The 12220-nt window shown below is 62.8% G+C and carries 15 protein-coding genes and 1 pseudogene; 10 read left to right on the top strand and 6 right to left on the bottom strand.

Features of this window, described 5'->3' with window-relative positions:
- Window positions 1-33: 33 nt before the first annotated feature.
- On the top strand, window positions 34-348 hold the full coding sequence (locus tag G4923_RS13415) for a putative signal transducing protein (protein WP_025325406.1): 315 nt from the start codon (window positions 34-36) through the stop codon (window positions 346-348).
- A gap of 21 nt (window positions 349-369) precedes the next feature.
- On the opposite strand, the gene G4923_RS13410 is transcribed toward G4923_RS13415, so the two are convergent.
- Window positions 370-1653: a dicarboxylate/amino acid:cation symporter gene (locus G4923_RS13410; RefSeq protein ID WP_162520185.1), complete on the bottom strand. Its 1284-nt coding sequence runs from the start codon at window positions 1651-1653 to the stop codon at window positions 370-372.
- 207 nt (window positions 1654-1860) lie between these two features.
- On the opposite strand from G4923_RS13410, the gene G4923_RS13405 reads away from it, so the two are divergent.
- Window positions 1861-2106, top strand: coding sequence for a YecH family metal-binding protein (locus tag G4923_RS13405; protein WP_025325408.1), 246 nt, complete (start codon window positions 1861-1863; stop codon window positions 2104-2106).
- A 109-nt stretch (window positions 2107-2215) separates the two neighbouring features.
- Window positions 2216-2815 carry a YhgN family NAAT transporter gene (locus G4923_RS13400; RefSeq protein ID WP_005323457.1) on the top strand — a complete coding sequence of 200 codons (600 nt, stop codon included), beginning with the start codon at window positions 2216-2218 and terminating at the stop codon, window positions 2813-2815.
- A gap of 30 nt (window positions 2816-2845) precedes the next feature.
- Here the strand turns inward: G4923_RS13400 and G4923_RS13395 are convergent, their stop codons facing one another.
- Window positions 2846-3850 (bottom strand): LysR substrate-binding domain-containing protein, encoded by a 1005-nt coding sequence (locus G4923_RS13395; RefSeq protein ID WP_163137362.1) that lies wholly within the window; start codon window positions 3848-3850, stop codon window positions 2846-2848.
- Window positions 3851-4131: 281 nt separating this feature from the next.
- Between G4923_RS13395 and tatA the strand changes: the two genes are divergently transcribed.
- The 3 genes from tatA (at window position 4132) to G4923_RS13380 (ending at window position 6302) form a co-directional block, all read left to right on the top strand.
- Window positions 4132-4293 carry a twin-arginine translocase TatA/TatE family subunit gene (gene tatA, locus G4923_RS13390; RefSeq protein ID WP_005323446.1) on the top strand — a complete coding sequence of 54 codons (162 nt, stop codon included), beginning with the start codon at window positions 4132-4134 and terminating at the stop codon, window positions 4291-4293.
- A gap of 14 nt (window positions 4294-4307) precedes the next feature.
- Window positions 4308-4610, top strand: a complete 303-nt coding sequence (locus G4923_RS13385) for a YfcZ/YiiS family protein (RefSeq protein WP_042650556.1) — start codon at window positions 4308-4310, stop codon at window positions 4608-4610.
- Window positions 4611-4841: 231 nt separating this feature from the next.
- Complete coding sequence (locus tag G4923_RS13380) at window positions 4842-6302, top strand: MltF family protein (RefSeq protein WP_163137361.1); 1461 nt, start codon at window positions 4842-4844, stop codon at window positions 6300-6302.
- A gap of 4 nt (window positions 6303-6306) precedes the next feature.
- On the opposite strand, the gene G4923_RS13375 is transcribed toward G4923_RS13380, so the two are convergent.
- The gene (locus G4923_RS13375) at window positions 6307-6468 is read right to left on the bottom strand and encodes a hypothetical protein (protein WP_163137360.1); all 162 of its coding nucleotides are present in this window, start codon (window positions 6466-6468) and stop codon (window positions 6307-6309) included.
- A 75-nt stretch (window positions 6469-6543) separates the two neighbouring features.
- On the opposite strand from G4923_RS13375, the gene G4923_RS13370 reads away from it, so the two are divergent.
- Entirely contained in the window at window positions 6544-7797 is a 1254-nt protein-coding gene (locus tag G4923_RS13370) for a phospholipase D family protein (protein ID WP_163137359.1), read from the top strand.
- 475 nt (window positions 7798-8272) lie between these two features.
- On the opposite strand, the gene G4923_RS13365 is transcribed toward G4923_RS13370, so the two are convergent.
- A complete protein-coding gene (locus G4923_RS13365; protein ID WP_111910784.1) occupies window positions 8273-9391 on the bottom strand; it encodes a fatty acid desaturase in 1119 nt (372 codons plus the stop codon).
- Window positions 9392-9540: 149 nt separating this feature from the next.
- Here G4923_RS13365 and fabR point away from each other — a divergent pair, with 149 nt between their 5' ends.
- Window positions 9541-10161 (top strand): HTH-type transcriptional repressor FabR, encoded by a 621-nt coding sequence (gene fabR / locus G4923_RS13360; RefSeq protein ID WP_025325415.1) that lies wholly within the window; start codon window positions 9541-9543, stop codon window positions 10159-10161.
- A 19-nt stretch (window positions 10162-10180) separates the two neighbouring features.
- Window positions 10181-10546 carry a YijD family membrane protein gene (locus G4923_RS13355; RefSeq protein WP_111910783.1) on the top strand — a complete coding sequence of 122 codons (366 nt, stop codon included), beginning with the start codon at window positions 10181-10183 and terminating at the stop codon, window positions 10544-10546.
- Window positions 10547-10583: 37 nt separating this feature from the next.
- On the opposite strand, the gene G4923_RS13350 is transcribed toward G4923_RS13355, so the two are convergent.
- Together G4923_RS13350 and rsmD are read right to left on the bottom strand one after the other, a co-directional pair.
- Entirely contained in the window at window positions 10584-10898 is a 315-nt protein-coding gene (locus G4923_RS13350) for a DUF1145 domain-containing protein (protein ID WP_025325417.1), read from the bottom strand.
- A gap of 120 nt (window positions 10899-11018) precedes the next feature.
- Window positions 11019-11648, bottom strand: a complete 630-nt coding sequence (rsmD, locus tag G4923_RS13345) for a 16S rRNA (guanine(966)-N(2))-methyltransferase RsmD (RefSeq protein ID WP_111910782.1) — start codon at window positions 11646-11648, stop codon at window positions 11019-11021.
- Between the two features lie 111 nt (window positions 11649-11759).
- Between rsmD and G4923_RS13340 the strand changes: the two are divergent.
- Window positions 11760-12220, top strand: a pseudogene (locus G4923_RS13340) (signal recognition particle-docking protein FtsY); the annotation flags it as partial.

The following is a 12220-nucleotide window of genomic DNA, read 5'->3' as shown; positions in this document are numbered from 1 at the left end:
GTGCATCGACTAGGGGTTGCGAGGAGAGGATATATGGAGCAGTGGATTAACTTGTATCGGGCCTCCCACTCGCTGGAGGCGCATGCCTTGAAAGGGGCGCTGGAAGTCGAAGGGGTGCGGGTGCGGCTCAGCGGGGAGGGGCTCTCGGGGGCGCTGGGGGAGTTGCCCGTGGATCTGCTGCAGGTCACCCTGATGGTGTGCGAGCAGGATCGCCGGCGGGCAGGCAGGATCATAGAGCGCTACCAGCAGCGCCAGGGCAATGGCTGGCTGTGCGGTCAGTGCGGGGAGGAGAACGGCGCCAACTTCGATATCTGCTGGCGCTGCCATCACGATCCCCAGGATCACTGAGATCTTTCCCTCCCGTCACCCTCAGCGCAGGGTGAAGTCGATGTCCTCCCCCGCGCTGGCATCGTGATAGATCGCCAGATCCAGCTCCTTCTCGCTGCGGGCGATCAGCACCGACACCAGGATGTCGCCGGAGACGTTGACAGTGGTACGGGCCATGTCGAGGATCCTGTCTATCCCGGCGATCAGCGCCACCCCTTCCAGCGGCAATCCCACCGCGGTCAGCGTCAGGGTCAGCAGCATGAGCCCGGTGCCCGGCGTGCCGGCCGTGCCTATGCTGGCCAGGGTGGCGATGCTGATGATGGTCAGGTAATCCACCACGTGCAGATCCACCCCGAATGCCTGGGCCACGAACAGCGCCGTCACCCCCTGATAGAGGGCGGTGCCATCCATGTTGATGGTGGCGCCAATCGGCAGCACCTTGGCGGTGATGGCGGGGGAGACCCCCAGCCGGCGCTCGGCGCAGGCCAGGCTGATGGGCAGGGTGCTGCTGCTTGAGCTGCTGGTGAAGGCCACCGCCTGGGCGTCGACGATGCTCTTGAAGTAGTGCAGCGGATTGAGGCGGGCCAGCAGGATCAGCAGGCTGCTGTAGACCCCGAGCACGTGCAGCAGGCAGCCGAGGTAGACGGCGCCTATCACCTTGAGCAGGGGCAGCAGCAGGCTCACCCCGTATTTGCCCGTCATCCAGGCCATCAGGGCGCAGACGCCATAGGGGGCCAGCGCCATCACCATCTGGGTCAGCTTGAACATCCCCTCCGCCAGGGAGGTGAAGAACAGAATGGCAGGGCGACCGCGCCGGCCACTGGCATTGAGGGCCAGGGCGAGGGCCACCGCAAAGACGATCACCTGCAGTATCTTGCCATCCACCATGGCCTGTACCGGGTTGTGGGGCACCAGATGGCTCAGCACGCTGGCCAGGGTCGGCTGCACCATCACGCCGGTCCGTTCGTAGGGCCCCATGTTGGCGCCCATGCCGGGTTCCAGCAGCCAGCCCATCACCAGGCCGATGCAGATGGCGACGGCGGTGGAGCAGAGGTAGAGACCTATGGCCTTGCTGCCGATCCTGTCCAGGGTCTTGCCCTTGAGCAGGGCGGTGAGGCCGGCGATGACGGAGCAGAAGATGAGGGGCACCATCAGCATCTGTATGGTGTTGACGAACAGGACGCCGATGGGCTTGAGCAGCATTGCCTGCTCGCTGAAGCAGAGCCCTAGCCCGATCCCGGTCAGCATGCCGAGCAGTGTCTTCAACCAGAGCGGGCGGCGGGTCCAGATCCGCCAGGGCTTGAAGACCAATCCATGGAACAGCATGACGCCAATGTCCTTATTTTCTGTCTGCGATGGCAAAGGGGGCGCTAGTGTAGCCATCCCCCGATCAGGTTGCCACATTATCGACAAAGCGACGCTCGCGGCCAGCCCGGGGGAGCTAAAAAAGGCGTTTTGTTGGCTTATATCAAGATCGGGGGCCGGGGTTCAGGCTCTAATGGACATCTGACATGATGATTAAAGAGGTTTGAGATGTCCCAGTCGATACACGGTCACGAAGTGATGGAGATGATGCTGGAAGAGGGGGGCCATTTTACCCGGGCCAGCCTCAGGGAGGCGATTGAGGCGCGCTTTGGCGCCGATGCCCGCTTCCATACCTGCAGCGCGAGCGAGATGGATGCAGAGGCGCTGATCAGCCTGCTGGCCAAACGCGGCAAGTTCATCGAGTCAGAGCAGGGCTTCCAGACCCGGGCCGACAAGATCTGCAACCACGGCTGATCCCGCGGCGAGCGCACCGAGGCGCTCGCCGAACCCCGCCTCCTTTGTTATATTTCGCCCTCTCCCCCCTCTGTTAAAGGCTTGGCCTGGGCAACGCCCGGGAACCTGTATGGATACTTTCTCCGCTGCCGTCATGTTGTTTCTGATCATGGATCCGCTGGGCAACCTGCCGGTCTTCCTCTCCATACTGCGCCATGTCGATCCCAAGCGGCGGCGCAAGGTGATGATGCGCGAGCTGCTGTTCTCCTTAGGCATCATGCTGGGCTTCCTGTTTGCCGGTCAGCAGATCCTGAGCTTCCTGAACCTGCGCCAGGAGGCGGTCAGCATCGCCGGGGGCATCATATTGTTCCTCATCGCCATCAAGATGATCTTCCCGAGTCCGGGGGGCGTGACCGGGCTGGCGGCGGGGGAGGAGCCCTTCCTGGTGCCCATGGCCATCCCCATGATAGCGGGCCCCTCCATACTGGCCTCCCTGCTGCTGCTGGCGAACCAGGAGCCGACCCGGATGGCGGACTGGTCCCTGGCCCTGCTGATGGCCTGGGGTGCCAGCGCCGTGATCCTGATGTTCTACGAGCTGTTCAACAAGCTGCTGGGTGAGCGAGGACTCACCGCCGTGGAGCGGCTGATGGGCATGCTGCTGGTGATGATCTCGGTGCAGATGCTGCTGGATGGTGTGCACCACTATCTGGCGGTGACGGGCAAGGGGTAAAAAGAAAGGGGCTGCCAGGCAGCCCCTTTCTTATTGTGCGTCCATGACGGCCAGCGCCTCGTCCGGGCGGGACGGGTCTCCGGCCGGGGCCTCCAGCTTGCCCATGATGAGGGTGAGCAGTGTCTCCCGCAGCCAGCGGTGCCCCGGATCCTCCTCGTGGCGCTGATGCCAGATGAGCAGGTGGGAGATGCTGTCCAGGGCGATGGGCAGCGGCAGCGGCACCAGCGGATAGACCTGGGTCGCGTGGCGGGCATAGAGCCGTGACAGGGTCACTATCATGTCCGAGTGCATGCCCATGCGCAGCGCAGCCTCGAAGGAGGGCACAGTCGCCTCGATCCGGCGGTAGAGATCCTGCTCCGCCAGCTTGTGATCCAGCATCCAGCGATCCCGCCCCTCGCAATAGGTCTGCACATGGGGATGGGCCAGGTAGCGGGTAAGATCCCACTCGGGTTCGCGCAGGGCCGGGTGATCCCGCTGCACCAGGCAGGTGAGGTCATCGATGGCGAGCAGTCGCTGGCAGATGGCGTTGGGCAGGGTATCCAGCCTGAAATCCGAGTTGATGCAGTTCTCCCGCACCGTGAAGGCGATGTCCACCTGACCCTGGCTCATCTCGGTCAGGCTGTGCTCTGTCCACTCCTCGTAACGCAGCCGGATCCCCGGTGCCTGGCGCTTGAGCTCGCTCAGGTAGAGCGGCGCGAACAGGGTGAAGGCGCTGTCCATGCTGGCGATGACGAACTCCCGCTCTGTGCTGGCGGGATCGAAGGCGGGGGGCTGGATCAGGTTGTCCAGCGACAGCAGTATGGGTTGCAACTGCAACTGCAGATCGAGGGCGCGCGGGGTGGGATCCAGCCCGTAGGCGGAGCGGACGAACAGGGGATCGTCGAAGGTCTCCCGCAGGCGACCCAGGGCCTTGCTGACGGCGGACTGACTCAGATGCAGGCGGCGGGCGGCCCGGCTGCCATTGCGCTCTTCCAGCAAGACTTGCAGGATAATCAACAAATTAAGATCTATGCGCCCGAGCTGTTCCAGCAACATGATATGAATCCTCTTCAATTCTTAGATGAATTTATACCATTTGTTTTCATATCTTGGCGACCCTATGCTCGACCTGTCTCTCGCCTTCATGGCGACTGGTACAGGATGTAGCGGTTGAGGGGACAAGTAGCACCGACTCATACGGCGGCCAAAGGTCGCCGTATCTTTTTATGTTTTTTGACGATTTTCCTGCCAACTTGCGCCTGCCTTGATTTTGCCCAACAATCGTTGCGCCTTCTTTTGATACAAACAACGGGTATCTATCTGTCAGGAGTCGCCCTATGGGACTTGGTGGAATTCATATCTGGCATCTGTTGATCCTGCTGGTGGTGGTCGTCGTGGTGTTTGGCAGCAAACGCCTGGCCGGCGCCGGTGAGGATCTGGGCACCGCCATCAGGGATTTTCGTAAAGCCTTGCGTGACGATGAAGTACATCCGAAATGAGTAGGAGTGGAAGTATGTCTGTAGACGAAAAAGTGGAATTGAATGAAACCTGCGACAGCTGCGGCTGTTTCGCCGAGATCGGCACCATCATAGGTGAAGGCGACGATGTGATGGAGCTGGTGATCGAGGCCGCGGCAGAAGCCGACGCCCGCGCCAAGCTGGCGGCCTATGAGGCGCTGGCCAAGCAGGTGACCGCCGAAGCCGTGATCGACAGCGAACTGACCCAGGGCGCCGACGGCGTGATCCTGAAGGCCCGCCTGCAATTCACCTGCACCGCCGAGAAGCTGATTTTCGAGATGCGTGCCCGCTCTATCTGAGCCCCCCGATGAGACGGCAGGCTTGCCTGCCGTATTGCTTTGCCCCTCGCCTTTTCCCTCTCTTTGCGTTGTATAGTGAGTTATCCCACGGACGATCCGGTTTCAGTCCGGCACCAATCGTTCCGCTGCAGGAAGGTGCCATGATGGCACCCCGTCATGAGTCCCGCGTGTCGGGCCTTGTCCTGCCGAGAACCTCAAGGCGCGAGTCGACCAACAGAAGGTGGCTACCTCATGATGCGATGGATTTGGGCCCTGCTGGTCCTCTGTTCTCTCCCTCTGCTGGCGGCGGATCTCGGTTCCCAGCCTGGTGATGCCCCTTCGCGCGCCGCGGACGTCAAGCCCAAGCTCCTGCCCCAACCCGGGGATCTCGAACACATACTGCAAAAGAAGGAGCTCAGGGCACTGGTGGTCTATGAACGGGGCTTCTTCTTCTTCGACAAGGGGGCCCAGTACGGCATCCTGGTCAATCAACTGCAAGGCTTCGAGCGCTGGCTGAACCAGACCTATCTCCCCAAGGAGAAGCTCAAGCTCAAGATCATCTATATCCCGGTGCGTCAGGACAAGCTGCTGGACTACCTCACCGAGGGGCGGGGGGATCTGGTGGCGGCCAACCTGACGGTGACGCCGACCCGGCGCGAGCAGGTTACCTTCTCCCAGCCGCTCATCTCGCCCATCGAGGAGTGGGTGGTGAGCCAGCGGGAGCTGACGGGTTTCAACCGCATCACTCAGCTCTCCGGTCGGCGGATCTGGGTGCGGGCCAGCTCCAGCTATTACGAGAGCCTGCATCAGCTCAACTGGCTGTTCCGCGAGCTGGGGTTACCCCCCGTCTACATAGAGACAGTGCCTGAGTACCTGCAGGACGGGGATCTGCTGGAGATGGTGGCGGCCGGCATCATACCGCTGACCGTCACCGACAGTTTCAAGGGGCGGATCTGGCTCGACATGATAGGGGGCCTCAAGGCCCACAAGCTGATCCCGCTGCGGGACAAGGGGCGCAGCGCCTGGGCACTGCGCAACAATAGCCCCGAGCTGCTCAAGGCGGTGAACGCCTATATCTCGGAGTCGAGCAAACGCACCCTCTACAGCGACATGACCCTGCGTCGCCTGCTGGCCCAGAGTGACAAGATGAGCAACATACTGGCGCCGGATCCCCTGGGGCGGTTGTCGACCATCCGCAAGGTGCTGGAAACCCAGGCCGACAAATATGAGCTCGACTGGCTGATGCTGGCGGCGCTGGCTTACAAGGAGTCGGGGCTCAATCCCAATGTCCGCTCCAACCGCGGGGCTGTCGGCATCATGCAACTGCTGCCGAGCACCGGGGGCGAGGTGGGGATCCGCGGCGCCAGGCTCACCAGCCTGGAAGGCAGTGTGGAGGCGGCCTGCCGTTACATGCGGCTCATTCTCGATACCTACTTCAACGATCCCGGGATGGACAGGCTCAACCGTCACCTGTTCGCCCTGGCGGCCTACAACGCGGGCCCTAACCGGGTGCAGGCGCTGCAGGCCAAGGCCAGGGAGAGGGGGCTGGATCCGAACGTCTGGTTTGGCAACGTGGAGCAGCTGGTGGCCAACGAGGTCGGCCAGGGCCCCATCAACTACGTCGGCACCATCTACAAATACTACGTGGCCTACCGCTTCAGCCTGCCTCAGGTGGAGGGCAAGACAGAGGCCATGGAGGCGGTCCAGCCCTGAGTGCTCAGTGCCGGTCGGGCAGGCCATCTTCTGGGGTAAAGGGGAGGGCCTCCCAGCCCTGATCCCTGTGCTGCCGGTACCAGGGGGTCAGCAGCCTGGCGGGAGTGGGATCAGGCTGACTGGCCTGGGGTCTCTGGCTGAGGCAGGGGGGGTCGCGCACTTCCATCATCGGCTCCTTGACACGCCGCAATCGGGGCTGTTGTCTGGGTTATGCCACCGTCTCATGACAAGGAGATGACCCTTGATCCCCGCCGAATTTGCCCTGCTTGACGATCCCGGCGCCGCCCTCAAGGCCCGCTGCCAGCTGATCCGCGGCGCCCGCAGCCGGATCCAGGCCCAGTATTACAGCTGGGAGGAGGACAGCAGCGGCAAGCTGCTGCTGTCCGAGTTGCTCCATGCGGCGCGGCGCGGGGTCCGGGTCCAGCTGCTCATCGACGATCTCTATGCCGGCGACAACCGCTTCCTCGAGGTGGTGGCGGCAGAGCCCGGCATCGAGGTGCGGCTGTTCAATCCGTTCTGGCTCAGGGGCTGGCGCCCCCTGACCCTGCTGCTGGAAGGCCTGCTCAGCTTCCGGCGCATCAACCACCGCATGCACAACAAGCTGCTGCTGGTGGATGGCCACGAGGCGGTGATCGGTGGCCGCAACATCGGCGATCCTTACTTCGGGCTGGGGGCGCCCCCTCACTTCGTCGATCTGGATCTGGTCTGCCGCGGCCCCCTCTGCCGCCAGGCCGAGCAGGGCTTCGAGCTGTTCTGGCGCAGCCGCTGGAGCCACCCCATCCGGCGCCTGTTGCGGCGCCCCCTGCTGCCCGCCGAGATCCGCGCGGTGAACGACTTCCTGATGACCCTGACCGACCCGGCGGTGGCCATGGTTTACGATCTGCCCGCCAGCCTGTTTGATGACGCGCCTCTCCCCCTGCGTTGGCATCCTGGGGTCGGAGAGTGCTGGTTTGACAGGCCCGGCAAGGGGCTCATCTCCCGGCCGACCACGGCGCCCCGGCTGGGACGCAAGCTGGCTGGCAACCAGGGGACGCTGCGGTTGGTGAGTCCTTACCTGATCCTGACCCGGAGCCTGCGCCGCCATCTCAAGCGGCTGCGCCAGACCGGGGTCGGCATCGAGATCCTGACCAACTCCCTGGCCAGCACAGACGTGCCCCTGGTGTATGGCGCCTATCGGCGCCACCGCCCCTGGCTGGAGCGGCAGGGCATAGTGCTGGCCGAGCTGTCGGATGAGGGGCGCAGCCTGCACGCTAAGCTGATCCTGATGGGGGAGGAGGAGGCGCTGCTCGGCAGCTTCAATCTGGATCCCCGCTCCCTGATGCTCAACACCGAGCTGATGCTGCACCTGAGCTGCCCGGCGCTCTGTGCCGAGCTGCGGCACTGGCTCTGCGGCTGGCAACGGGCGGCGGTCCATCCTGTGGTGGCGCCCCCCTCGAGGCTGCGGCGCCTGCTGGCGCGACTGAGCGACTGGCTGCCGCTGCGCCGCTGGCTGTGAGTGGAGCCCAGCTTGTGCGAGATCTCGCAAAGCCTTGTGCGCCTTCGAGGATAACGTTTGCCATCCAAAGCCGGATTGAGATTTTATCGTATTGTTTTTAATCACTTTATGTCGATAGGCGATACCTGATGCAGCGCCCTCGCTTGCATACAGGGCCGCATATAACGGTTTTTTATTTTATTTAACTGCGTAGTATTTCGGTTGCAAGGACAAACACGGCGGCTGGTCTGCCGTGTGGGTGAGGGCAGCAAGGGAGTGGGTCGGCCGGCGTGTTCTGGCTGGCAGTGCGGATCGGGAGCGGAAACCCGTGACGCGCATCAGCCCCGTTATTGCCGGATCCCAATATGGAACATGCTATTTGCGAGGGGGTGACATGCGAATGTCGCCCCATTTTTTATGCCGAAAGGTCACCAGACGCCCATGAAAAGACCGCCAGCGGGCGGTCTTGGGCAATCAGGTCTGTCGGTCAGCCGCCTCAGGCGATGCCGGCCAGCAGGCGACTCCAGTTGCGCTTGGCAACGAGGAAGCCATCCCTCAGGTTGCGATACTCCAGCTGCAGCTTGAGCCTGTCGTAGCGGGCCAGCGCCTTGCGCTTGCGCTGCTCCAGCAGCAGCTTGCGGCTGGCGTAGTAGTGCTGGATCTGCAGGCTCAGCTTGTCGTACTCCTCCTGCAGCAGCGCCTGCCACAGCTCCCTGTCCTCTGCCTTGCGCAACCTGGCCTGGGCACGTTTGAGCTGCATCTCCAGCCTGGCCTGCTCGATCCGCTCCTCCGGGCAGGACCTGAGATCCCCGGCCAGCCCGCACCAGGCGGCGGTGCGGATCAGCCACTTGGTGGGGTCGAACTGCCACCAGTGGATGCCGTTGCGGTAGTCGTTCTCGAACAGGTGATGGAAGTTGTGGTACCCCTCGCCGAAGGTGAAGAAGGCCAGGATGCCGTTGTCCCGCGCACTGTTGCGATCGGTGAAGGGCTGGCTGCCCCAGATGTGGGCCAGGGAGTTGATGAAGAAGGTGGTGTGGTGGGTCATCACCATGCGCAGCACCCCCGCCAGCAGCAGCATGCCGAGCAGATCTCCATGGATCAGACCGAGCAGCAGCGGGATGCCGATGTTGGTGGCCAGGGTCAAGGCCAGATAGTGCCTGTGCTGGAAGGCGACGATGGCATTGTTCTGCAGATCCCGCACATTGCTGTAGTCGTGGTAGATCTCGCGCTGGTATTCCCGCAGCATCCAGCCGATGTGGGAGTACCAGAAGCCGCGGCCCGCGCTGTAGGGATCCTTCTGGTTGTCATCCACGTGGCGGTGGTGACGGCGGTGATCGGACGACCAGTGGAGTGCCGAGTTTTGCAGGGCGAGGGCGCCGCCGATGGCGAAGATCCATTGCAGGGCTGGGTGCGCCTTGTAGGCCTTGTGGGACCAGAGTCGGTGATAACCGGCGGTGATGGAGATGCCGCAGTAGCAGAACAGCAGCAGGAAGCAGCCCCACTGCCAGAGGTCATAGCCATGGGTCAGGCCGTACCAGGGTACCGCAATCAGTGCCGTCAGCCCGGAGAGGGCGAACAGCAGGGTGTTGGTCATGATGATCGGGGGGCGGTCCATTTCACTCGGCTCCATTCAGCGAACAGCTGTCCACTATTCTCCATTGAGCCGGAATGCGGGTCAATGGTAAAAAAGTCGGAGACAAACCTGATCCAGGCCCCGCCTTCGGGTTATCATCTGGCCTCGCTAATCTCAAGGTGACTGTTTTCGTGGGTATTCGCGCGCAACAAAAAGAAAAGACCCGGCGTACGCTGATCGAAGCGGCGTTCAGTCAACTCTGTGCCAACCGCAGCTTCTCCAACCTCAGTCTGCGGGAAGTGGCCAGGGAGGCGGGCATAGCGCCGACCTCCTTCTACCGTCATTTTCGCGACATGGAAGAGCTGGGGCTGACCCTGGTGGACGAGGGCGGCCTGACCCTGCGCCAGCTGATGCGCCAGGCGCGCCAGCGCATCGCCGGTGGTGGCAGCGTCATCAGCACCTCGGTGCAGACCTTCATGGAATTCGTCGAAAACAACCCGAACATCTTCCGGCTGCTGCTCCGTGAGCGCTCCGGCACCTCTGCGGCCTTCCGTCAGGCGGTGGCCCGCGAGATCCAGCACTTCATCGCCGAGCTGACCGATTATCTGGAGGCGACCACGCAGGCGCCACGGGAAGAGGCCTACATCCAGGCCGAAGCCATGGTCACCATAGTCTTCAGCGCCGGTGCCGACGCCCTCGACATGACCCCCGAGGAGTGCCGGGCCCTGTCGGAGCGCACCATCAGCCAGTTGCGGATGATCGCCATGGGCGCCGAGGTCCAGAACCGCAAGCGCCGCGAATCTCTCTCTTAAGTCAAGGATGGACAGTCCCATGCATGAATCGAACGCGATCCCGAAGAAGCCCCTGTTGCTGGCCCTGCTCATCGGCATCTGCGGTGATGCCTTCCTGTCGGTGTTGACCGAGTCGGTCGTGCCCTTCTCCTTCTTCCCCCTGATCGCCCTGCTGCTGGCGGCCTACCAGCTCTATCAGCACTATCGCCACGAGCCCATAGTCGGCAACACCCCCAGCTGCATCCTGCTCTGCTTCTTCATCGGGGCGTTCGGGCACACGGCGCTGCTCAAGGTGCAATACCCCGAGCTTGGCAGCAACTTCTTCTCCCTGATCGCCATGCTGCTGCTGCTCGCCGTGCTCTCCATCAAGCTCGGCATCAGCCTGGGGAAAAAAGTGAAGGAGTGACAGGTCACTCCTTCAGGTTCGATCTGGCGGTCTCGGGTCAGTCAGCCCGGGGCGGGGTTTCTCCCCTCTGCCTGGCGTCTATGATGGCCTGCAGCTTGGCGCGGATCTCCATCATGCCGAACACGCCGAAGATCAGCACCTGGGTGAACTCGAGGCGGGTGATGGCAAAGTAGGGCTTGCAGGCGGCCTTGATCATGCTGGCCTGTACCCAGTGCATCAGTATCACTATGACGCCGCAGACCGGCAGAAAACCGTTCAGTTTGCCAGGCAGTGTGCCGAGCAGGGCGAGCACCACGCCGAGCCAGAAGAACAGCAGCACGCCCATCGCCAATAGATTAAACACCCGCTTCATCGCTTATCTCCCGTACATAGAGTTGATAGCAGACCTGACCGGCCTGCTTGTCCTTGAGTTGTTGCTGTTGTCCAAGTTGACAGGGAGTGGCAATCGTTCACTTCCCCTCCCGCCTGGAATTCAAACCGCGGCGTCATCCTTGGTGTCCCGCAGATAGAGCTGGTAGCAGACCTGACCCGCTTGTTTGTCCTTGAGTTGTTGCCAGCTGCCAGGCAGGGGGAGATCGCTCATCTCCTTTTCCCGTTCAAGATAGATGAGGGCATCCGGCGCCAGCCAGCCGCGCTGCTCCAGCAGCTCGCACACCTGGGGCAGCAGTTCACGGCGAAACGGCGGATCCAGGAACACCAGATCGAAGGGGGTGGCCGGGCCTTGCAGCCAGCTCACCGCATCGGCCTGGATCACCTCGCCCTGCTGACTGCCGAGGGCGGCCAGGTTCTTCCTGAGCTGATCGGCGGCTCCCTTGTCCATCTCGACCAGAGTCACCTTTTCGGCGTAGCGCGACAGCGCCTCCAGCCCCAGGCCGCCGCTGCCGGCAAACAGGTCGAGGCAGCGGGCACCGCGGACATGGGGGGCCAGCCAGTTGAAGATGGTCTCCTTGACGCGATCCGTGGTGGGTCTGAGTCCGTCAACATCCCTGACCGGCAGTTTACGGCCCTTCCACTGGCCGCTGATGATTCTTACCACGCCCGCTCGCCCCTGGGGGGCTGGGCTCTTGCTCGGGCTGTTACGGCTGGATTTCACTCTGGGCATCGCGTTTCGTCGTCAGAAAATAAAGTGGTAGTATAAGGCGGTTCATTTTTATGCCGACCCGCCGAGGGACGGCTATCTTAGCAGTCAGCCAACGAAGTGAGTATTTTTTAGATGGCAAAAGGTTTGTTTTCCTGGCTGGGTTTCGGCCGCAAGAAAGAAGAGGCTGAGGCCGTCCAATCACAGGCCCCTGACGCCACCCCGGCTGTCGCCGAGTCCGAGGCCACCGCTGCCCCCGCTCCCGTCGCTGATGTTTCCCTGACCGAGGCCCCTGCTGTACCGCACGAGGCGCCCCTGGCGACCCTTGACGAAGGCCCGCTGGTGGTGGAGGAACCCGCCTCCGAACTCGAGCCCGTCATCGTCAATGAGGCGCTGATCGCCGCCGAAGCCGAGGCCCAGGCTGCGGAAGCCGCCCGCATTGCCGCCGAGGCACAAGCCGCAGAAGCCGCCCGTATTGCCGCCGAGGCGCAGGCTGCCGAAGCTGCTCGCGTTACCGCCGAGGCACAAGCTGCCGAAGCTGCTCGTGTTGCTGCGGAAGCACAAGCCGCCGAAGCCGCTCGCATTGCCGCCGAGGC

Origin of the sequence: Aeromonas rivipollensis (assembly GCF_010974825.1) — a bacterium.
Taxonomy (GTDB): Bacteria; Pseudomonadota; Gammaproteobacteria; order Enterobacterales; family Aeromonadaceae; genus Aeromonas; species Aeromonas rivipollensis.
Note: the sequence above shows the minus strand (reverse complement) of the source record. Positions and strands in the feature narration are given on the sequence as shown.

What these genes read in the sequence shown, in the direction of transcription:
- G4923_RS13415 (WP_025325406.1), top strand. Translation starts at nt 34, where the DNA reads ATGGAGCAGTGGATTAACTTGTATCGGGCCTCCCACTCGCTGGAGGCG.
- G4923_RS13410 (WP_162520185.1), bottom strand. Translation starts at nt 1,653, where the DNA reads ATGCTGTTCCATGGATTGGTCTTCAAGCCCTGGCGGATCTGGACCCGC.
- G4923_RS13405 (WP_025325408.1), top strand. Translation starts at nt 1,861, where the DNA reads ATGTCCCAGTCGATACACGGTCACGAAGTGATGGAGATGATGCTGGAA.
- G4923_RS13400 (WP_005323457.1), top strand. Translation starts at nt 2,216, where the DNA reads ATGGATACTTTCTCCGCTGCCGTCATGTTGTTTCTGATCATGGATCCG.
- G4923_RS13395 (WP_163137362.1), bottom strand. Translation starts at nt 3,850, where the DNA reads ATGTTGCTGGAACAGCTCGGGCGCATAGATCTTAATTTGTTGATTATC.
- tatA (WP_005323446.1), top strand. Translation starts at nt 4,132, where the DNA reads ATGGGACTTGGTGGAATTCATATCTGGCATCTGTTGATCCTGCTGGTG.
- G4923_RS13385 (WP_042650556.1), top strand. Translation starts at nt 4,308, where the DNA reads ATGTCTGTAGACGAAAAAGTGGAATTGAATGAAACCTGCGACAGCTGC.
- G4923_RS13380 (WP_163137361.1), top strand. Translation starts at nt 4,842, where the DNA reads ATGATGCGATGGATTTGGGCCCTGCTGGTCCTCTGTTCTCTCCCTCTG.
- G4923_RS13375 (WP_163137360.1), bottom strand. Translation starts at nt 6,468, where the DNA reads ATGGAAGTGCGCGACCCCCCCTGCCTCAGCCAGAGACCCCAGGCCAGT.
- G4923_RS13365 (WP_111910784.1), bottom strand. Translation starts at nt 9,391, where the DNA reads ATGGACCGCCCCCCGATCATCATGACCAACACCCTGCTGTTCGCCCTC.
- G4923_RS13355 (WP_111910783.1), top strand. Translation starts at nt 10,181, where the DNA reads ATGCATGAATCGAACGCGATCCCGAAGAAGCCCCTGTTGCTGGCCCTG.
- G4923_RS13350 (WP_025325417.1), bottom strand. Translation starts at nt 10,898, where the DNA reads ATGAAGCGGGTGTTTAATCTATTGGCGATGGGCGTGCTGCTGTTCTTC.
- rsmD (WP_111910782.1), bottom strand. Translation starts at nt 11,648, where the DNA reads ATGCCCAGAGTGAAATCCAGCCGTAACAGCCCGAGCAAGAGCCCAGCC.